An 18,675-nucleotide genomic window follows, 5' to 3' on the forward strand; every position below is an offset into this window, starting at 1 on the left:
GCCGACGGCCGCCTGGAGGTCTCAGGAGGCGAGCGACGCCCCGGGGATCGCGGCGAGCAGCTCCCGGGTGTACGGATGCTGCGGCGTGTCGAAGATGCTCTCCGGGGTGCCGCTCTCGACCACGACGCCGCGCTGCATCACGTGCACCTCGTCGGAGATCATGCGCACGACGGCCAGGTCGTGGCTGATGAAGAGGTAGCTGAGCCCGAGGCGCTTCTGCAGGTCGGCGAGGAGGTCGAGGATCTGTGCCTGCACCAGCACGTCGAGCGCGGAGACCGCCTCGTCCAGCACGACGAGCTCGGGCTCCAGGGCCAGGGCGCGGGCGATCGCGACGCGCTGCCGCTGTCCGCCGGAGAGCTCGTGCGGCAGCCGCTCGGCCATGGCCGCGGGCAGGGCGACCTGCTCCAGGAGCTCCAGGACGCGGGCGTGCCGGGAAGCGGCGGTGCCGATCCGGTGCACGCGCAGCGGCTCGGCGATCGACTGCTCCACGGTGTACCGCGGGTCGAGCGAGGCGTAGGGGTTCTGGAACACGGGCTGCACGCGACGGCGCAGGGCGAAGAGCTCCGTGCGGCGGAGGGTCGTGAGGTCGGTGCCGTCGAAGAGGATGGACCCGGAGGTCGCGTCCTCCAGACCGAGCACCATGTTCGCCGTCGTGGACTTGCCCGAGCCCGACTCGCCCACGATGGACACGGTCGTGCCGCGGCGGATCGAGAAGCTCACGCCGTCGACCGCCGTGAAGGTCTGCGGCTCCCCGGCCTTCGCGTTCCGGAGGGGGAACTCCTTGCGCAGGTCCCGGATCTCGACGAAGGGCACGGCGTCGGCCGCGACCTCGCGCGCCGGCAGGGCGTCGCGGCGGGACGCGAGGCTCGGCGCGGCCGCGAGCAGCTGCCGGGTGTACTCGTGCTGCGGGTTCCCGAGAACCTCCGCCGATGTCCCCTCCTCGACGACGTGGCCACGGAACATCACGACGATCCGGTCGGCGCGCTCCGCGGCGAGGGCGAGGTCGTGGGTGATGAGGAACACCGCGGTGCCCAGTTCGTCGGTCAGCTGGTCGAGCTGGTCGAGGATCCGCCGCTGCACGGTGACGTCGAGCGCCGACGTGGGCTCGTCGGCGATGAGCAGCCGCGGCTTGCAGGCGAGCCCCATCGCGATGAGCACCCGCTGCCGCATGCCCCCGGAGAACTCGTGCGGGTACTGGGTCGCGCGGCGGGCGGCGTCGGGGATCCCGACCATCTCCAGCAGCTCGACCACACGGGCCTTCGTCGCCTCGCCGCTCGTGTACCCGTGGACCTCGAGCGCCTCCCCGATCTGCTCACCCACGCGCAGGAGGGGGTTGAGGTTCGACATCGGATCCTGCGGCACGAGGCCGATGCCGGCCCCGCGGAGCGACACCATCGCGTTCTCGGGGAGGTCGGTGAGCTCGCGTCCGTCGAAGCGGATGCTGCCCGCCGTGATGACGCCGTTCTCCGGCAGCAGGCGGTTGACCGCGGCCGCCGTGGTGGACTTCCCGGAGCCGGACTCGCCGACCACGGCGACCGTCTCCCCGGCGGCGATGTCGATCGAGATGTCGCTGATGGCGGTGACCAGCTCGGAGCCGGTCCGGAAGGCGACCGCGAGGCCGTCGATGCTCAGCACGGGCGGAGTGGTGCTCATGGGGTACTCGTTCCTTCGGGGTCCAGGAGTGCGGGCAGCGCTGCGCGCCACAGGGTCTCGGTGGGGGCGATCTCGTCGGCGAACAGCCGGTTCGCGAGGAGGACGACGGCGGTTCCGGTGGCGGGGACCACGCCCAGCGCGCATCCGGTGTAGCCGGGATGCCAGAGCACCCGGGTCGAGCGCCCGTCCGCCGTCACGGTGTCGCTGCGCCAGCCGAGGGCCTGCCCGGGGTCGGGGCCGTCGCGGAACAGCTCGGCCACGAGCGCCGGATCCCACAGCTCGGGGTGCGTCTCGGGGGCGGCGAGCGCGACGCCGAGGGTCAGCAGCTCGTCGACCGTGCCGAACAGGCCGGCGTGCCCGGAGACGCCGTGCAGGGCGTGGAAGCAGTTGCCGTCGTTGGCGACCCCGGTGATCTCCCCCTCACGCCAGGGGAAGTGCCGGCGAGAGGTGAGGATCGGGTAGGGCGTGCCGGTGGCGACCATGCGTCGCTCGGCGGCATCCCCGTCGCCCGCGGATGACGCGACCGGACCGGAGACGGGCCCGTAGCCCGTGCGCGTGAGACCGAGGGGCCCGGTCACGAGCTCGCGCACGGCGGCGTCGAGGGGGAGGCCGGTCGCGGCGGCGATGATCCGTCCGAGGATCAGGAAGCCCAGGTCGGAATAGTGCCGTCCTTCGTCCACGCCGTAGCGGAGCGGGAGAGTGTCGGCGGCGGCCGCGCCGTCGTTCGTACCGTCGAGGTAGAGCGGCTGCCACTCCCAGAGCCCCGCCCGGTGCAGGAGCAGGTGCCGCACGGTCGTCCCGGGGGCGCAGGCGGTTCCGGGGACGAAGCGGTCCACCGGATCGTCGAACCGGAGGTCGCCCCGGGAGACCAGCCGGAGGATCGCGGTGGTGGTGGCGGCGACCTTAGTGACCGAGGCGAGGTCGAACGCCGTGTCCGTCGTGACCGGCGTCCCCGCGAGATCGGCGAGGCCGCCGGCGGCCGTGTCCCGGCCCATGCGGGTGGCGACACCGGCGACGGCTCCGCGCGGCGCGGTCGGCCCGGCGAGGACTGCGGCGATCGCCTCGGCGGCGCTCATACGAGAGCTCCGGTCCGGGAGCGGTCGAGCAGCACCTCGGCATCGGGGGCGATCCCGGTGATCCCCAGTCCCGCCGCCGCGGCGAGGGTGAGCCACTCCGCGTCGGCGGTCAGCCCTCCGGTCACCGGCGACCGGCGCAGCCACGATGCCGCGTCGAGGTCGTGCACGACGTCCGGAGCGATGGCGGCGGCGAGGTGCGCGGCGGCGGCCACCCCGACGTGCGACTCCATCATGCAGCCGACGATGACGCCGAGTCCGGCGGAACGGGCGGCCTGCACGCACGCGAGCGCCTCGCGGAGCCCGCCGGTCTTGGCGAGCTTGACGTTCACGAGCCCGGCGGCTGCGCGCGCGGCGATGTCGCGGACATCCTGCGCGGTGCGGACCGACTCGTCCGCCATGATCGGCGTGTCGACGGCGGCGGTCACCACGGCCAGCGCATCGAGGTCGCGCGCGGCGACGGGCTGCTCGACGAGTTCGAGTCCGAGACCGGCGTCCTCCGCCGCCCGGATGACGCGGATCGCGGTCTCGGCGTCCCACGCCTGGTTCGCGTCCACGCGCAGGGTGATGTCGGCACCGACGGCGGAGCGGACGGCTAGGAGACCCGCGACCGTGTCGTGTTCGCGGGACGCCTTGATCTTGAGGCAGCGGAATCCCGCCGCCGCATGCTCGACCGCGGTCGCGGCCAGTGCGGCCGGCTCCGCCACCGACAGCGTCATGTCGGTACGGATGCGCGCGGGCGCGTCTGCGTGCGGGGCGAGCGTCTGCGCGAGCGGCTCGTCCCGGTGCTGCGCGGCGAGGTCGGCGACCCCGCAGGCCACCGCACTGCGGGCAGCGGCGTTGCCCCAGGCCGCCGCGGCGAGGGCGTCCGGCAGCCCGGGGTCGTCGACGGAGCGCCCGAGCACGGCGTCGGCGAAGGGACCGGCGACCACGGCCGTCACGCTCTCCGGGCTCTCCCCCGTGACGCGCCAGCTCGTCGCGGCCTCCCCGTATCCGCGGCGACCGTCGGCGTCGGTCACCTCCACGAGCACGACATCGAGGTGGTCCGTGCGACGGACGGCCGTGACGAAGGGACGCGCCAGGGGCGAAGGCACCCGCAGCACGCGCATCCGCTCGACGACGGTCACGATCCCGCCGCCTCCGTGAGGGCGAGGGAGTCGATGGCCGCCACCGGCTCTGGCATCTGCAGCGGACCGGCGCCGGGCGTGATCGTGCCGAGGATGCGCGGCTCGCGCGCCCCGGTCCCGCCGGGGACGATGGCGGGGACGCCGTGCAGGGTCGACCAGCCGATGAGCGCGAGGAGGATAGCCTCCTTGCTGTCGGCGGGGGCGCCGAGCTCGTCGGCCAGGACGACCTCGGTCTGCGGCAGCGCAGTCCGCAGCCCGTCCAGGATCAGCGGGTTGCGGCAGCCGCCGCCGGACACCGCGAGGAAGCCGATCCCGGCGGCCTCGACGTCGCGGGCGACCGTGCGGACCGTGAGCTCGGTGAGCGTGCGCACGACGTCGGCGACCGCGATCTCACGTCCCTGCGCCGCGAGGTGCTCCTGCACGTAGGCGAGGTGGAAGTGCTCCTTGCCCGTGCTCTTCGGCGGGGTGAGGGCGTAGTAGGGGTCTGCGAGCATGGCGTCCAGCAGCGCCTGGTCGATCCGTCCGGTCCGGGCGATCGCCGCATCGTCGTCATAGCCGAGCGGGTTGAGGTCGTGCGCGACGATGACCGCGTCGACCAGGGCGTTCGCGGGGCCAATGTCGTAGGCGACGAGGCCGTCCGGGCGGACGACGGTCATGTTGGAAATGCCGCCGAGGTTGAGCGCCGCCGAGACGCCGGCGCGGCCACGGAGCAGCAGCTCGTCGAGGAACGACACGAGCGGAGCGCCGTGGCCGCCCGCCGTGATGTCGCGGATGCGGATGTCGGAGACGACGGGCACACCGACCTTCTCGGCGATCCAGGCGGGCTGCCCGATCTGGAGGGTGCCGAGGGCGTGGGCGCCGTCGACCCAGTGGTAAACGGTCTGGCCGTGCGAGCACACCGCGTCGACGCCGCCGACCTCCGTCGCGATATCGGCCGCGACATCGGCGAACGCCTGCCCGATGAGGGTGTCGAGCTCGGCCACCTCGGCCAGGGTGGTCTGCGCCGGAGGGAGCGCGGCGATGAGGCGTGCCCGCAGCGCGGGATCGTAGGGGACGCTCGTGGACGCGAGCACCGTGCCCCGAAGGTCGACGCCGTGCGCCGTGAATCCCCCGTTGGTGGCGAAGTCGACGACGGCGGCGTCGATCCCGTCGTGCGAGGTGCCGGAGATCAGTCCCAGGACGCGCATCAGTTCTCCTCCAGTGCGGTGCGCAGACGGCCGTCGGCCGCCGCGAGTCGGTCGGTGGCCGCGGCGAGGTCCTCCCCGCGGCGGATCATGATCGTGGCGAGCTTCACATCCCACCCTGCGCTCTCCAGCGCGGCGGCCGCCGTGTCGCGATCGACGTCGGCGATCGTCCGCACCATGCGGATCGCGCGCTCGCGGAGCTTGTGGTTCGTGGCCTTCACGTCGACCATCAGGTTGCCGTAGGCCTTGCCGTTCCGGACCATCGCGATGGTCGAGAACATGTTCAGGACGAGCTTCTGCGCCGTGCCGGACTTGAGGCGCGTGGAGCCGGCGAGCACCTCGGGGCCGACCTCGACCTCGATGCCGTGCTCGGCGACCGCGCTCAGCGCGGTGCCGGTGTTGCAGGACAGGCCCACGCTGAGCGCCCCGCGCTCCCGCGCCCGTCGGACGGCGGCGACCACGTACGGCGTGCGGCCGCTGGAGGCGATGCCGATCACGGTGTCGAGCGGGCCGATGTCCGCGGCGTCGATGGCCGCGGCACCCGCCTCCGCGTCGTCCTCCGCGCCTTCGACGGGGTTCACGATCGCGCCGGGACCGCCGGCCATGATCGCGAACACCAGCTCCGGCGGGGTGCTGAACGTGGGCGGGCACTCGGAGGCGTCGAGCACGCCGATGCGTCCGGGGGTGCCTGCGCCGACGTAGACCAGACGTCCGCCCTGCGCCATGCGCGCGGCCGTCTGCTCGATCGCCGGGACGATCTGCGGGAGGGCGCGCTGCACGGCCGCGGGCACGGTGGCGTCGGCCTCGTTCATGGTCTGCGCGAGCTCGGCCACGCTCATCTGATCGAGGCGGGCGTACCGGGGGTCGCTCGCCTCGGTGGCGAGGGCGCCGAGGTCTTCCGCGATCATCGCTTGCCCCGGTTCCGCGGGTCGAGGCTGTCGCGCAGCCCGTCGCCCAGCAGGTTCAGGCCGACGACGAGGAGCACGACGACCACGCCGGGGGCGATCATCGTCCACGGGGCGATGGTCACGAGGGTCCGCGCCTCGAAGATCATGGAGCCGAGCGAGGGCGCGGGCGGCGGAGTCCCGAGTCCGAGGAAGCTCAGCGACGCCTCCGTGAGCACCGCCCACGAGAGGGAGAGCGTGACCTGCACGATGATGATCGAGGTGATGTTCGGCAGGACGTGGCGGAACATGGTCGCCATGCGGCTCTGCCCCGTGCTCTTGGCCGCCTTGACGTACTCCACCTCGCGCAGCGACAGCACGGGGCCGCGGGTCACGCGGATGAAGATCGGCACGTAGACGATCGCGATGGCCACGGCGATCGTGAACCAGTTGCGGTCGAACACCGAGGCGAGCGACAGGGCGAGCAGCAGCGGCGGGAACGCGAACAGCACGTTGGTGACCGCCGTGATCGCCCCGTCGGAGAAGCCGCGGTAGAAACCGGCGATGAGTCCGCAGACCGTGCCGACCACGGTCGCGAACGCCACGGCGACCACGGAGATGAGCGCCGAGTTGGCGACACCGGCTGCCACCCGCGAGAACACGTCGCGGCCGAACTGGTCGGTGCCGAACCAGTGCACCGCGGACGGCGGCTGCAGCCGGGACGGCGGGTCCTGCGCGAGCGGGTCGAACGGCAGCAGGCCGAACGCCGAGACGAGGCTCAGCACCGCGAGCAGGACGACGATGATGAGGCCGGCGAGACCGCTGCGGCTGCGCAGCAGGAGACGCACGCGCTCCATGGTGCGCCCGCCGCCGGGAGCGAGGGCCGGGGTCTGAGAGATGTCGGTCATGCGGCACGCACCCGGGGATCGATGACCCGGTAGAGCAGGTCGGTGAGCAGGTTGACGATGACGAAGGCGAGCGCGATCACCAGGACGGTGCTCTGCACGAGCGCGTACTCCTTCTGCTGGATGCCGAGCAGCACCTGGCGGCCGATGCCGGGGAGCGAGAAGATCTGCTCCACCACGACCGCGCCGCCCAGCAGGTAGCCGAACTGCAGACCGGTCATGGTGACGATGGGGACCAGCGCGTTGCCCAGCACATGGCGCACCTGGAGGCGGCGGGGCGGCACGCCCTTGGCTTTCGCGGTGCGGATGAAGTCGTTGGCACGGATCTCGAGGACCGCGGTGCGCGTGGTGCGCATGATCGGCGCGGCGATGCCGAAGCCGAGCACGATCGACGGCAGGAGCATCTGCTGGAGGTTCAGAGCGGGATCGTCGAAGAGCCGCGCGTAGCCCTGGCCGTTCGGGTTGAAGCCGAGGGACTGCGCGAGGATCGCCAGCAGCGCCGTGCCGAGCAGGAACGCGGGGATCGAGAGGCCGGCGAGGCCGACGACCTGACCGACGCCGTCACGGAGCGAGTCGGGCTTCGAGGCGGACAGCATGCCGAGCGGGATGCCGATGGCGAGCGCGATGACGATCGAGAAGATCGCGAGCTCGAAGGTGACCGGCAGCGCGGCGGCGGTGAGCTCGAGCACGCTGGTCTGCGCCCGGGAGGAGAAGCCGAGGTTGCCGGTGAAGATGTTGCCGAGCCAGGAGAAGAACTGCACGACGAGCGGCTGGTCGAGACCGTAGTACGCCTCGAGCGCGGCACGCTGCGCCGGAGTGAGCGCGGCCGCCTCGGTGCCGAGGCCGGAGCTGATCTGGTCGCCGGGGATGGCGCGCAGCATCAGGAAGACGAAGACGGCGACGCCGAAGAGGGTGCCGAGGGCTGCGAGGATGCGTCGCAGCACGCTGTTGCGGAGGAGCTGTCTGAACATGCGCGTGGGAGAGGTGCCTGTCGTCGGGGAGCCGAGGGGGCGCGGACGTCCGCGCCCCCTCGTTCCACTACTGGATGGAGGTGGTCCGCAGGTACTGCAGCGAGCCGTTCGCCATCGGGGTGAAGCCGTCGACGGTCGAGGCCGTCGCGGTGTAGGTGTAGCTGGTGAACAGCCAGATCCAGGCGGCGTTGTCCTCGAGGTTCTCGGAGACCTGCGCGTAGATGTCCTTGCGCTTCTCCGGGTCGGCCGTCTCGCGTCCCTCGGCGAAGAGCGCGTCGAGCTCGGGCGAGGAGTACCCCGCGACCTGGTTCAGGTTGCCGGTGCTGGTGAAGTAACGGCCGTACATGCCGTCCGGGTCCGGGCGTCCGCCGTTGAGGGCGACCGCGGCGTCGAAGTCGGCCGCGATCCAGCGGTCCACGAACGCGCCGGACTCGAGCACCTCGAGGTCGAGCGTGATGTTCGCGTCGGCGAGCTGCGCCTTGAGGTTCTGCGCCTCGTTGACGGAGGTGGCGTACTCGCCCTGGGACACGATCGTCTTGACGGTGACGCCGTCCTCCTTGCCGGCCTTCTTCAGGTACTCGGCCGCCTTGTCGAGGTCACGCTCGGGGCACGGGCGCGCGTCGGGGTCGGACTTGAACGCGGGAGAGGTGATCGGACCGGTGACCTCGCCCTCGCCGAGCGCGGCGGTGTCGAGCACCTCCTGACGGTCGATCGCGCACTGCATCGCGAGCCGCACGTTCACGTCGGCGAGGTCGCCGCGCTGCGCGTTCAGCTGCAGGGCGTGGTAGCTGAGCTGCGGGGTGGTGGCGACCTCGACGTTCGCGCCCTCGGCCGTCTGCGCGACGAGCGGGTCGTCGAACACGGCCAGCTGCACGTTGCCGGACTGCATCGCCGAGACGATGGACGACTCGTCGGGGATCACGCGGAACTCGACGGTGTCGAGCAGCGCGGTGTCGCCCCAGTAGTCCTCGTTCTTGGCGAGGGTGAGCGACTGGCTCGCCTTCCGGTCCTCCAGCACGAACGGGCCGGTGCCGTTCGGGGTGGTGTTGAGCGCCTCCTCGGTGTCGTCCGACGAGAGCATCGCCATGTTGATGACGGCGAGGTTCGCGGGCAGCGCGGCATCGGGGGCACTGAGGGTGAGGGTGACGGTGCTCTCGTCGGTGGCCTCGACGGCGGCGACCGAGGCGAGGGAGCTCGCGGCCACGGCAGCGGTCGCCTCATCGGCGATCGCGTCCAGCGAGTACTTCACGTCGGCGGAGTCGAAGGCGCTGCCGTCCGCGAACGTGACGCCCTCGCGGAGGTGGAGGGTGACCGTGAGGCCGTCCTCGGAGACGTCCCAGGACTCGGCGAGACCGGGGACGACGTTGAGCTCCTCGTCGAACTCGGTCAGCGTGCCGTACAGGTTCTGCAGGACGTTGACCGCCTGGAACTGGGTGGCCTTCCACGGGAAGAGGGTGTCGGGATCGCTCGTGACGCCGATGACCAGGTCGCCGCCGGCGGATCCGGATCCGGTGTCGGACGGGTTCGACGCCGGTGCGGAACACCCGGTGATGACGAGCGCCGCGGCGAGGCCCGTGGCGGTGAGGGCGCCGAGAGACGCCCACCGTGCTGTGCTCATTGCTGTTTCCTCCTGGCTGGGACCGCGTCGCCCTGGCTCGGATCAGGCGGTGCTGCCTGATGCCCCGCGAACATCGTCGGTCTGGGTAAGTACCAAAAGTACACGAAAGCATCTACGCATGTAACAGAAGTTCCTCTAGTGTTATGAACACCGATCGGAGACCCCATGCCCCACGATGCCGCTCGCGACGACGCCGGCACCCATCTCGTGCTCGTGCGGATGCGCGCCCTGCGCCCAGAACTCCGTCCGAGCGAGCAGCGCATCGCCGACCTGTTCCTCGCCGACCCCGCCGGAACCGCCGGGCTCTCCGTCGCCGAGCTCGCGCACCGCTGCGACACCTCGACCACGTCCGTCGTGCGGTTCTGCAAGCGTCTCGGGTACGAGCATGTGCGCGAGCTGCGCAACCACGTGCTGCGGGAGGTCGAACGCGAGACCTTCGACACCGCCGCGCTCCCCGCCGTGTCCGGCGACATCGACCGCAACGACACCCTCGCCGACATCGTCGCGAAGGTGTCGCTCGCCGAGACGCTCTCCCTCGCCGACACCGCCAAGGTGCTCGACACCGACGCGCTCCGCGCCACGGTCGAGGCGATCACCTCCTCCACCCGGGTGGACATCTTCGGCGTGGGGGCGAGCTCCATCGTCGGGCTCGACCTCCAGCGCAAGCTCACCCGGATCGGGCGGACGGCGTTGGAGTGGTCCGACCCGCACGCCGCCTGGACCTCGGCCGCCACCCTCGGGCCGGGGAACGTCGCGATCGCCGTCTCGCACACGGGCGCCACGACCGACACCATCGAGTTCCTCCTGCTCGCCCGGCAGGCGGGCGCGACGACCATCGCCATCACCAACCATGCCGGCTCCCCGCTCGCCGGTCAGGCCGACATCGTGCTGACCACCGCCGCGCGCGAGACGGGCTTCCGCTCCGGGGCCCTGGGCAGCCGGATCGCCCAGCTCATGGTCGTCGACTGCATCTTCATCGGGGTCGCGCAGTCCAACTACGATCGCTCGATGGAGGCCCTCCGCGACACCTTCGCCGCCGTGCATCACGTGCGCGCGGGCGGTGCCTGAGATGAGCGCGAGCCGACTCCGCGTCGGGCTGTTCACGGCGTTCGGCGGCCTCGGCGTGACCGCGGCGTTCGTCCCGGCCGTCCTTCCGTCCGCAGAGCACGCGACGGATGCCGACCTGAGTGCCGCCGTGCCCGTCCTCTTCGCGGGACTCCTCGTGGGCGTGCTGCTGTCGGGCCCGCTCCTGGTGCGCCGACCGCCCCGGACGACGCTCGTGCTGGGCAGCCTCCTCCAGGCGGCCGCCATCGTCGGTGTCGCCCTCGCGACGGATCCGGGCGTCTTCATCGCGGCCGCCGCGCTCGCGGGGCTCGGGTTCGGTCTCGTCGAGGCCGCGGGCTCCGTGGCAGCCAAGGCCGCCAGCACGGGGAGCGCGACCGGGGTGCTGAGCGCCCTGATGGGCACGGTCGCCGTGTGCGCCGCCGTCACACCGCTCGTGGTCGCGCTCGGGGCCGGCGCCCGTCCGGCCCTGGCGCTGCTCGCGACCGTACCCCTGGCGACCGTCGCGGTGCTCGCCGGCGCCAGCACTCTCGCCCGTGCGACCGAGGCCCCGGCGCGACGGGACGCACGCTCCCTGCTCGTCCTCCTCCCCTTCGCGCTGGCTCTGCCGCTCTACGTCGGCGTGGAGACCGTCCTGTCGGGCTGGTCGGCCGTGATCCCGGAGCGGGCGCTCGCGATCGAGCCCGCCACCGCCGCCCTCGGCACCTCCGCCTTCTGGGCGCTGATGGCCGTCGGCCGCTTCGGCGCCGCCGCTCTCCGGCGCGCGGCGGTTCCGCCGCTCGCGCTGCTGGCGACCGCCACTGGTGCTGCCGCCCTCCTCCTGGTGCTCGCCGGGGTGCTCCTCGGCGAGCAGCCGGTCGCGGCGCTGCTCATCCTGGCCGTCGTGGTGGTCCTGCTGGCCCCGAGCTACGGCCTCATCCTCGGACTCGCGCTCGACCGACTCGATCCGGCCCGCAGCGCCGCCGTCACCGGGGCGCTCGTGGCCTGCGGCGCGGTCGGCGGCACGTTCGTGCCCACGCTCGTCCTGCTGATCGGACGCGACCCGGCGTCGGGCGTCACGTTCCTCGTGTCCGCCGCCCTGTGCGCGGTCATCCCCGTGCTGATGCTCGTGGCGTCGCGCTCCGGGCGCGCCGTCCCGGCGTTGCGGTGACCGACTCTTCCTCCCCCATCGAGCCTGCACGCGACCTCTTCACAGATGCCGGAATTCCGACCGGCGCCCGCACGGCGACCACGTATCGTCGAAGCCACACCCGCACTGAGGAAGGGAGCACCGTGTCCGCGGACACCCTCACGATCATCGTCAGCGCGATCGGCGTCGTGCTCACCCTCGGCGCGAGCCTGTTCGCGGCAGGGGCGTGGATGATCCGTCGCATCGACGAGCGTCTCGGCACCGTCGACCACCGGCTCTCCACACGCATCGACTCCGTCGAAGAGAAGCTCACCACACGCATCGACACCGTCGAAGAGAAGCTCACCGCACGCATCGACACCGTCGAAGAGAAGCTCGGCGCACGCATCGACACCGTCGAAGAGAAGCTCACCGCACGCATCGATGCGGTGGCGGCGGACGTCACGGATCTGAAGATCGCCGTCGCCCGGCTCGAAGGGCCCCCGCGACACCTGCTCGTGTCAGGGGGCTGACACTCCCGTCAGCGCAGGACGAGGGCGGCGGCGCCGATCAGCGGCCCCTCGTCGCCCAGGCCCGAGCGGACGACGCGGGTGCGACGGGAGTACCCGTGCACGGCGCTGGCGGTGAGAGCCTGCTGGACGAGGTCGATGTAGTCCGCCGACACCCGCGAGAAGCCGCCGCCGATGGCGACGACGTCGAGGTCGACGAGGGTGGCGGCATCGGCCAGTGCCTCCCCGACGGCGCGGGCCGAGCGCTCGATCGCCGCGCGGGCGACGGCGACACCGGCCGCGGCGTCCCGGGCCAGGTCCTCCCCGGTCGCGCCGGACCAGCCCTGCTCCCGCGCCCAGGCGGCACTGGCAGGTCCGGAGGCGATCTCCTCAAGAGTGAGCCCGCCCTCGCGGCGCACCTGCCCGAGGTGCCCGGCGTTGCCGCTCGCCCCGGGCACATACGCACCGCCCACGACGAAACCGCCGCCGACGCCGGTGGACACGACGATCGACAGGGAGGCTCCCGCCTGCTGCGTCGCCCCCAGCCACGACTCCGCGAGCGCGAGCGCGCCGCCGTCGTGACCCAGGACCGCCGGGACGTCCCGTCCGAGTGCGGTCGAGGCCGCACGGGCGACCGCATCGACGAGGCCGAACCCCCGCGCGAGGGGCATGTTCACCGGCAGGATCTCCCCGCGGGTCCGATCCACGGGACCCGCGCTGCCGATCCCGGCGCCGACGAGCTCCGCGTCGGCGGGCAGGGCCGCGAGCGCATGCCGCACGATCGCGTCGACCGCCGCCGTCAACGACGCGGACGTCGCCTCGCGGCCGGTGGGCTGCCGGCTGCGGCTGCCGGGGATGAGCGTGCCGTCGTCGGCGACGAGGGCGGCCTCCATCTTCGTGCCGCCCACGTCGACGGCCAGCGCATAGCGGGTCACTGCGGGTCGAGTCCGAGGTCGTCGAGGTCGAAGGCCGCGCGCCACTCCAGGCCCTCGGCCTCGATGGCGGCCTGCGCGCCGGTCTTGCGGTCGACGATCACCGCGACCGCGACGACCTCCGCACCTTCCTTGCGCAGCGCCTCGACCGCCTTGAGCGCGGACTGCCCGGTGGTCGAGGTGTCCTCCAGCACGACCACGCGCTTGCCCTTCACGTCGGCGCCCTCGATCTGGCGACCGCGGCCGTGGTCCTTCGGCTCCTTCCGCACGACGAACGCGTCGAGCGGACGGTCGGTGCCGACCGAGGCATGCAGGACGGCGTTCGCGATCGGGTCGGCGCCGAGCGTCAGACCGCCGACGGCGACGACGTCGAGATCGGCGATCAGGTCGAGCATGATGCGGCCGATGGCCGGAGCGGCGCGGTGGTCGAGGGTGAGCTTGCGCATGTCGACGTAGTACGTCGCCTTCTTGCCGCTGGAGAGGGTGAAATCGCCGTGGAACACCGCCTCGTCCGTGATGAGGGCGAGGAGGGTCTGGCGGTCTGCGTCGAGTGCGGTCACGGCATCCAGTGTAGGAGGCACACCCTAGGCTGGACGCATGCGCTTGGCCACCTGGAACGTCAACTCCATCCGCACCCGCGTCACCCGCACCGTCGAGTTCGCCGTCCGTGAAGACATCGACGTGCTCGCGATGCAGGAGGTGAAGTGCAAGCCGGAGCAGTTCCCGTATGCGCCCTTCGAGGAGGCCGGCTACCACGTCGAGGTGCACGGCCTGAATCAGTGGAACGGCGTCGCCATCGCCAGCCGGCTGCCGATCACCGACGTCCGCACCGCCTTCGACGGCATGCCCGGGTTCGCGAAGGGCCACGAGGGCCCCGATGCCCCGCAGGAGGCGCGTGCTCTGGGCGTCATGGTCGACGGCGTGCGCGTCTGGAGTCTGTACGTGCCCAACGGCCGCTCGCTCGACGACCCGCACTACGTCTACAAGCTGCACTGGCTCGAGCAGCTCAAGCAGTCCACGGCGGCCGAGCTGTCGGCGAATCCCGACCTTCCGCTCGCCCTCGTCGGCGACTTCAACATCATCCCGTTCGACCATGACAACGGCGACCCCGACATCGTGGTCGGCCGCTCCACCCACGTCTCCCCCGCCGAGCGCGACGCGTTCTTCGCGCTGACCGACGCGGGCGTGACCGACGTCGTGCGCCCGCTGCTCCCCGAGGGTTACACCTACTGGGACTACCAGCGGCTGAAGTTCCCGCGCAACGAGGGCATCCGGATCGACTTCATCCTCGGCTCGAAGACGTTCGCCGATGCCGTCACCGGGGCGTCGATCCACCGCAACGAGCGCAAGGGCGAGCAGCCCAGCGACCACGTGCCCGTGGTGGTCGATCTGGACTTCGGCGGCGACGACGCCGACGACGACCTGCCGATGATCTTCTCCTGACCCTTCGACAGGCTCAGGGACCACCCCGTGCGGCTGATCGCGACCGACCTCGACGGCACCCTGCTCGACAGCTCGTCCGCGGTGTCTCCGCGCACCCGTGCCGCGCTCGACGTCGCGCGGGACGCGGGCGTCACGGTGGTGCCCGTCACCGCCCGCCAGCCGATCGGCTTGCGCGTGATCGCCGCCGACGCCGGCTTCGACGGGTGGGCGCTGTGCGGCAACGGTGCGTACGCGACACATCTCACCGAGGGCCGCATGCTGTTCGCCGAGGAGCTGCCGCCCGCGACGCTGCGCACTCTCGCCGACGCGCTGCGCGCCAGCGTCCCCGGCCTGCTCTTCGCGAGCGTGCGGGAGGGCGGCGAGACATTCGTCGCACAGCACGGGTACGCGGCGATCGCGCAGCTGTCCGATCACAAGCGTGACCCCGCGACGATGGGCGGCGTGCCGCTGGACGAGGTGCTGGCCGCGCCGACGCTCAAGCTCGTGATCCGGCACCCCGAGCTCGCGCCCGCCGCACTCTTCGAGACCCTGCGGTCCCTCGGGCTCACCGGCTTCGAGGCCACGCTGTCCGGCGCCCCGTTCGTCGAGGTCATGGCGCAGGGCGTCACGAAGGCCACGGGACTCGCGCGCCTCTGCACGCACCTCGGCATCGATCGCTCCGATGTCGTGGCGTTCGGAGACGCCCTCAACGACGTCGAGATGCTCCGCTGGGCCGGTCACGGCGTGGCCATGGCACACGCGGAACCGGTCGTGCAGGAGGCCGCGGACGAGACCACCGCGACCAACGACGACGACGGCGTGGCCCGCGTGATCGAGCGCCTGCTCGGCCCCTGAACCGGGCCGCCGCGGTCAGTCGGCCCCGGTCGGACGCACCTCGGCACTCGGCGGTCGCAGGCCGAGGAGAGCCAAGGCACCCGCCCCCGCCGTGAGCGCCGCGATCACGCCGATCCCGACCACCGGCACCGTCACCGTCGCCACGGCCCCCGCGACGAGCGGACCGCCCGCGTCGCCCAGCTCCCGGCCCAGCTCCGCACTGCCCATCGTGCGCCCCATCCGTTCGGCGGGCGTCGATGCCGCGAGGTGCGAGAACGCCACCGGCGTGGCCAGCCCCACCCCGGCACCGACCAGCACACCCGTGAGGCACAACACGACCGGGGTCACCCACAAGGCCGAGAGGCCTATGCCCACGCCGATGAGAAGCAGCCCGCCGACCGCGCCGAGGCGGACCGAGAGCCGGCCGCGGTCGTGCGCCGCCCCGACCAGGGGCTGCACGATGCTCGACACGACCGCGAGCACCGTGACGATCGCCATGCTGCCCACAGTGCCGAGTCCGGCCTCCCGCCCGAGCAGGGGCAGGAAGCCGACGGCCACGGCGAGCGCGCCGGTCGTGGCCGCCAGCACCAACGTCGGGACGAGAAACCCCGGGGCGAGGAGCTCCCGTCCGAGGTCGACGAGCGTCACCCGTTTCCGGGGCAGCACCGGCACGGCCGGGACGGCGACCAGCACCCATCCGGCCGCGGCCAGCCCGAGCACGGCGAGTGCCCAGAACAGTGCCGGGATCCCGCCCGCCACCACGAGCACCGCACCGAGCAGGGGGCCGAGCGCATATCCGAGACTCTTCCAGGAGCCGTAGCGGCCGAAGTACCGACCACGCGACGCCTCGTCCGTCAACCGCGCCACCGCGGCGGAGGAGGCCGGCGAGAACGCCGAAGCGGCCGCCCCCTGGCCGAAGCGCGCGATCACGAGGCCGATCATGCCGGGGGCCAGCGCTCCGACCACCGAGAACGCGGCGAAGGCCAGCAGACCGCCGAGGATCACGGGACGCACCCCGACCCGGTCGCTGAGCGCCCCGAAGAGCGGCTTGAGCAGCACCTCGGCGAGGTCGTACAGCGCGAGCGTGAAGCCGAAGGCCAGCAGCGTCCAGCCGATGTCCTCGGTCTCGGCGCCGAGGGCGGCAGCGATGCCGTGCGCGCCGAACGCGGTGGTGAAGCCGGCGAGGTAGAGCGGTGCCAGGCGCGGGCGCGTCGAGGAGGTCACACTCGATCCTGGCAGGCCCCCGCCCGGCATCCCCCTCAGCCGTGCCGACGACGGCGTCGGAGCAGTGCTCCTCCGCCGAGGAGGAGCACGACCGCCACCATCAGCGCGAAGGACGGGAACTCGCCGCCGGTCGCGGCGAGGTTCTCCTCGTTCCGCGGCGGTGCCACGGCTTCTCCCGACGTGCCTCCCGAGGCGCCGGGGACGATGTCGAGCCGCACGCTCGCCACCACATTCCGCTGCGCGTCCAGCGCGACCACGGTGTGCGTTCCGGCCGGGAACCCCGCGGGAATGCGGAAGTCGTCCGAGAACGCCCCGTCGATCCCCGCCACGGCCCGACCGAGTTCGGCCGGCTCCGACCGGATCTCCAGCGTGACCGCCTCACCGGGCGCGAAGCCCGATCCCGAGATCGTCAGCACTTCTCCGGCGAGGATCGAGGCCTGCGAGAGGGTGAGCGCGGGCGACACTGACGGCGCCGTGCACTCCGCGGACAGCATGACGTCCCGTCCCGACACGGTGGCACCGGGCTCCACCCGGAAGGTGTCGGCCCCGAGGAGCGACTGTGCGCCGCCGAAGTACCCGGTGCAGAAACCGGGCATCTCCACCCGCAGCGTATAGACCCCCGCGGGCAGCGACCCACCGGGAGCCTCGGGATCCGCTCTCCCACCCAGAGTGAATCGCCCCTCCGTGTCGAGCGTCGCCACGTCCCGCCAGCCGGACGCCGTCCAGAGCAGGGCCGTGACCGTCGCCCCGGAGACCGCGGCACCGCCCGCGGTCGACACCGTCCCGTCGATCGCGCCGCCCGGCGCGAGGTCGAAGTCCACTCCCGCGCGATCGCCGCCCGCGGCCAGCACGACAGGGGTCGCCTCGGCCCGGGTCGCGACACCGTCAAAGAACTGCGGCGCGAAGATCATGTCGTACACGTTCGCCGTGGCTCGCACGATGTAAGTCCCGGCGGGGACGGCCAGGCGGTACGAGCCGTCGGGCTGCGTGTAGGCCATGCTGACGAGGGTGTCCCCGATGTACGCCTCCACGATCGCGTCGCCGGACAGCGCGCCCGACGTGCGCACCACGCCGGTGATCATCCCGGTCGCGTCGAGAGTCGCATCGATGTCCGCGATGGCCTGCCCCGGGGCCACGGCGATCCTGGTCGCGTCCTTCTCCTGCCGCGCATCCTTCCAGTACTCGGGGATGCCGCGTCCGCCGTTGGGAACGAACGCCACCGCGTACTCCCCCGGCGGCACGGAGAGGGTGTACGACCCGTCCGGCGCGACGTCGGCCTGCGCCAAGGCTCCCGTCGCGTCGTCGGTCGCGGTTACCCACCCGGCCACGGGCGAGCCGTCGATCGCCAACGTCATCGACCCCTGGATGACGCCGAGCTCGGCGAGGAGGGCATCCACTCCCCCACGGTCCTCTCCCGCGGTCACGCGAACGGCCGTCGCCTTGCGGTCTCCGTACGCGTCGTCCCAGAACTCGCCGGCCAACGTCGGCTCGGCGGGATCGAAACGGACGCGATAATCGCCGGCAGGGAGACCGTCGATCCGATAGGTCCCGTCGGCGCCCGTCTGCGCGACATCCGACCGGGAGAAGTCGGCGGAGTCCACGCGCACGGTCACGCCTTCGAGCGGCGAGCCGTCGGCCTGCCGCATCACGGAGCCGGCGATCGCCCCACCGAGCGTGAGGGCGGCGTCGACACCGTGGACGGGTTCTCCCTCGGCGACGATGAGACGCTGCGCGGCCTCCCGCGACGACGCATCGTCCCAGAACTCGGAGATGAAGTCCGTCCCGGAGGCATCGAAGGCCACGACATACTCCCCCGCCGGAAGGTCCGGCACGAGGTACGCACCCGTGGCGTCCGTCATCGTGGACTCGAAGACCGACGCGTCGTCGGTCGACACCGAGACGGTGACGCCCGCGAGAGGCGAACCGTCCGCCGCCGCCGTCACCGTCCCCGCCAGGGATCCCCCTGACGCGGCATCGGCTGCGGTCGCGCCGCCCAGTGCGAGTGCGAGGGCCGCGGCCCCGCCCATGATCGACCGAAAGAACGCGCGTCGTCGCGCCATGTCCCCACCCTCCGGAGGAGGCCGGCGCAGCCCGGTGCTGTCGCGGTCGACCTCGAGCTCTGCCGATCCCGCGGCAACGCCTTCTCCGAAGGTAGACGATCGACGCATC

At 72.3% G+C, this 18,675-nt stretch carries 17 protein-coding genes; 5 read left to right on the forward strand and 12 right to left on the reverse strand.

Going from position 1 to position 18,675, the window contains the following annotated elements:
- Window positions 1–21 precede the first annotated feature (21 nt).
- The 8 genes from B7W94_RS07425 to B7W94_RS07460 form a co-directional block, all read right to left on the reverse strand.
- Window positions 22–1,653 carry an ABC transporter ATP-binding protein gene (locus tag B7W94_RS07425; RefSeq protein WP_085605630.1) on the reverse strand — a complete coding sequence of 544 codons (1,632 nt, stop codon included), beginning with the start codon at window positions 1,651–1,653 and terminating at the stop codon, window positions 22–24.
- The gene (locus tag B7W94_RS07430) at window positions 1,650–2,729 is read right to left on the reverse strand and encodes a serine hydrolase domain-containing protein (protein ID WP_085605632.1); all 1,080 of its coding nucleotides are present in this window, start codon (window positions 2,727–2,729) and stop codon (window positions 1,650–1,652) included. The genes B7W94_RS07425 and B7W94_RS07430 overlap by 4 nt, the downstream gene beginning before the upstream one ends.
- Window positions 2,726–3,853, reverse strand: a complete 1,128-nt coding sequence (locus B7W94_RS07435) for an enolase C-terminal domain-like protein (protein WP_139833282.1) — start codon at window positions 3,851–3,853, stop codon at window positions 2,726–2,728. The genes B7W94_RS07430 and B7W94_RS07435 overlap by 4 nt, the downstream gene beginning before the upstream one ends.
- A complete protein-coding gene (locus B7W94_RS07440) occupies window positions 3,850–5,040 on the reverse strand; it encodes an anhydro-N-acetylmuramic acid kinase (RefSeq protein WP_085605634.1) in 1,191 nt (396 codons plus the stop codon). The genes B7W94_RS07435 and B7W94_RS07440 overlap by 4 nt, the downstream gene beginning before the upstream one ends.
- Window positions 5,040–5,945 carry an N-acetylmuramic acid 6-phosphate etherase gene (gene murQ / locus B7W94_RS07445; protein WP_085605635.1) on the reverse strand — a complete coding sequence of 302 codons (906 nt, stop codon included), beginning with the start codon at window positions 5,943–5,945 and terminating at the stop codon, window positions 5,040–5,042. Before murQ ends, B7W94_RS07440 begins: the two co-directional genes overlap by 1 nt.
- Complete coding sequence (locus tag B7W94_RS07450) at window positions 5,942–6,829, reverse strand: ABC transporter permease (RefSeq protein ID WP_085605636.1); 888 nt, start codon at window positions 6,827–6,829, stop codon at window positions 5,942–5,944. The genes murQ and B7W94_RS07450 overlap by 4 nt, the downstream gene beginning before the upstream one ends.
- Window positions 6,826–7,797, reverse strand: coding sequence for an ABC transporter permease (locus B7W94_RS07455; RefSeq protein ID WP_085605638.1), 972 nt, complete (start codon window positions 7,795–7,797; stop codon window positions 6,826–6,828). The genes B7W94_RS07450 and B7W94_RS07455 overlap by 4 nt, the downstream gene beginning before the upstream one ends.
- 67 nt (window positions 7,798–7,864) lie before the next feature.
- The gene (locus B7W94_RS07460) at window positions 7,865–9,415 is read right to left on the reverse strand and encodes an ABC transporter substrate-binding protein (RefSeq protein WP_025104907.1); all 1,551 of its coding nucleotides are present in this window, start codon (window positions 9,413–9,415) and stop codon (window positions 7,865–7,867) included.
- Window positions 9,416–9,580: 165 nt separating this feature from the next.
- Here B7W94_RS07460 and B7W94_RS07465 point away from each other — a divergent pair, with 165 nt between their 5' ends.
- The 3 genes from B7W94_RS07465 to B7W94_RS07475 all read left to right on the forward strand — a co-directional run bounded on the left by B7W94_RS07465 (window position 9,581) and on the right by B7W94_RS07475 (window position 12,118).
- Window positions 9,581–10,483: a MurR/RpiR family transcriptional regulator gene (locus tag B7W94_RS07465; protein WP_085605640.1), complete on the forward strand. Its 903-nt coding sequence runs from the start codon at window positions 9,581–9,583 to the stop codon at window positions 10,481–10,483.
- A gap of 1 nt (window position 10,484) precedes the next feature.
- Window positions 10,485–11,627 (forward strand): MFS transporter, encoded by a 1,143-nt coding sequence (locus B7W94_RS07470; RefSeq protein WP_085605642.1) that lies wholly within the window; start codon window positions 10,485–10,487, stop codon window positions 11,625–11,627.
- 122 nt (window positions 11,628–11,749) lie between these two features.
- On the forward strand, window positions 11,750–12,118 hold the full coding sequence (locus tag B7W94_RS07475; protein WP_085605644.1) for a hypothetical protein: 369 nt from the start codon (window positions 11,750–11,752) through the stop codon (window positions 12,116–12,118).
- Between the two features lie 8 nt (window positions 12,119–12,126).
- Here B7W94_RS07475 and B7W94_RS07480 read toward each other — a convergent pair whose 3' ends face one another.
- Together B7W94_RS07480 and pyrE are read right to left on the reverse strand one after the other, a co-directional pair.
- Window positions 12,127–13,029 carry an ROK family protein gene (locus tag B7W94_RS07480; RefSeq protein ID WP_085605646.1) on the reverse strand — a complete coding sequence of 301 codons (903 nt, stop codon included), beginning with the start codon at window positions 13,027–13,029 and terminating at the stop codon, window positions 12,127–12,129.
- Window positions 13,026–13,586: an orotate phosphoribosyltransferase gene (gene pyrE, locus B7W94_RS07485; RefSeq protein WP_025104912.1), complete on the reverse strand. Its 561-nt coding sequence runs from the start codon at window positions 13,584–13,586 to the stop codon at window positions 13,026–13,028. The genes B7W94_RS07480 and pyrE overlap by 4 nt, the downstream gene beginning before the upstream one ends.
- Before the next feature lie 37 nt (window positions 13,587–13,623).
- Here pyrE and B7W94_RS07490 point away from each other — a divergent pair, with 37 nt between their 5' ends.
- The gene (locus tag B7W94_RS07490; protein WP_085605648.1) at window positions 13,624–14,469 is read left to right on the forward strand and encodes an exodeoxyribonuclease III; all 846 of its coding nucleotides are present in this window, start codon (window positions 13,624–13,626) and stop codon (window positions 14,467–14,469) included.
- 27 nt (window positions 14,470–14,496) lie between these two features.
- Window positions 14,497–15,303, forward strand: a complete 807-nt coding sequence (locus B7W94_RS07495) for a Cof-type HAD-IIB family hydrolase (RefSeq protein WP_085605650.1) — start codon at window positions 14,497–14,499, stop codon at window positions 15,301–15,303.
- 15 nt (window positions 15,304–15,318) lie between these two features.
- Here B7W94_RS07495 and B7W94_RS07500 read toward each other — a convergent pair whose 3' ends face one another.
- Both B7W94_RS07500 and B7W94_RS07505 read right to left on the reverse strand, forming a co-directional pair.
- Window positions 15,319–16,506: an MFS transporter gene (locus B7W94_RS07500; RefSeq protein WP_253247404.1), complete on the reverse strand. Its 1,188-nt coding sequence runs from the start codon at window positions 16,504–16,506 to the stop codon at window positions 15,319–15,321.
- 35 nt (window positions 16,507–16,541) lie between these two features.
- The gene (locus B7W94_RS07505; RefSeq protein ID WP_172400090.1) at window positions 16,542–18,566 is read right to left on the reverse strand and encodes an MSCRAMM family protein; all 2,025 of its coding nucleotides are present in this window, start codon (window positions 18,564–18,566) and stop codon (window positions 16,542–16,544) included.
- Between the last annotated feature and the right edge of the window lie 109 nt (window positions 18,567–18,675).

The organism is Microbacterium sp. LEMMJ01 (assembly GCF_002114135.1).
Taxonomy (GTDB): Bacteria; Actinomycetota; Actinomycetes; order Actinomycetales; family Microbacteriaceae; genus Microbacterium.

What these genes read in the sequence shown, in the direction of transcription:
- murQ (WP_085605635.1), bottom strand. Translation starts at nt 5,945, where the DNA reads ATGATCGCGGAAGACCTCGGCGCCCTCGCCACCGAGGCGAGCGACCCC.
- B7W94_RS07505 (WP_172400090.1), bottom strand. Translation starts at nt 18,566, where the DNA reads ATGGCGCGACGACGCGCGTTCTTTCGGTCGATCATGGGCGGGGCCGCG.
- B7W94_RS07490 (WP_085605648.1), top strand. Translation starts at nt 13,624, where the DNA reads ATGCGCTTGGCCACCTGGAACGTCAACTCCATCCGCACCCGCGTCACC.
- B7W94_RS07455 (WP_085605638.1), bottom strand. Translation starts at nt 7,797, where the DNA reads ATGTTCAGACAGCTCCTCCGCAACAGCGTGCTGCGACGCATCCTCGCA.
- B7W94_RS07460 (WP_025104907.1), bottom strand. Translation starts at nt 9,415, where the DNA reads ATGAGCACAGCACGGTGGGCGTCTCTCGGCGCCCTCACCGCCACGGGC.
- B7W94_RS07425 (WP_085605630.1), bottom strand. Translation starts at nt 1,653, where the DNA reads ATGAGCACCACTCCGCCCGTGCTGAGCATCGACGGCCTCGCGGTCGCC.
- B7W94_RS07450 (WP_085605636.1), bottom strand. Translation starts at nt 6,829, where the DNA reads ATGACCGACATCTCTCAGACCCCGGCCCTCGCTCCCGGCGGCGGGCGC.
- B7W94_RS07440 (WP_085605634.1), bottom strand. Translation starts at nt 5,040, where the DNA reads ATGCGCGTCCTGGGACTGATCTCCGGCACCTCGCACGACGGGATCGAC.
- B7W94_RS07470 (WP_085605642.1), top strand. Translation starts at nt 10,485, where the DNA reads ATGAGCGCGAGCCGACTCCGCGTCGGGCTGTTCACGGCGTTCGGCGGC.
- B7W94_RS07430 (WP_085605632.1), bottom strand. Translation starts at nt 2,729, where the DNA reads ATGAGCGCCGCCGAGGCGATCGCCGCAGTCCTCGCCGGGCCGACCGCG.
- B7W94_RS07465 (WP_085605640.1), top strand. Translation starts at nt 9,581, where the DNA reads ATGCCCCACGATGCCGCTCGCGACGACGCCGGCACCCATCTCGTGCTC.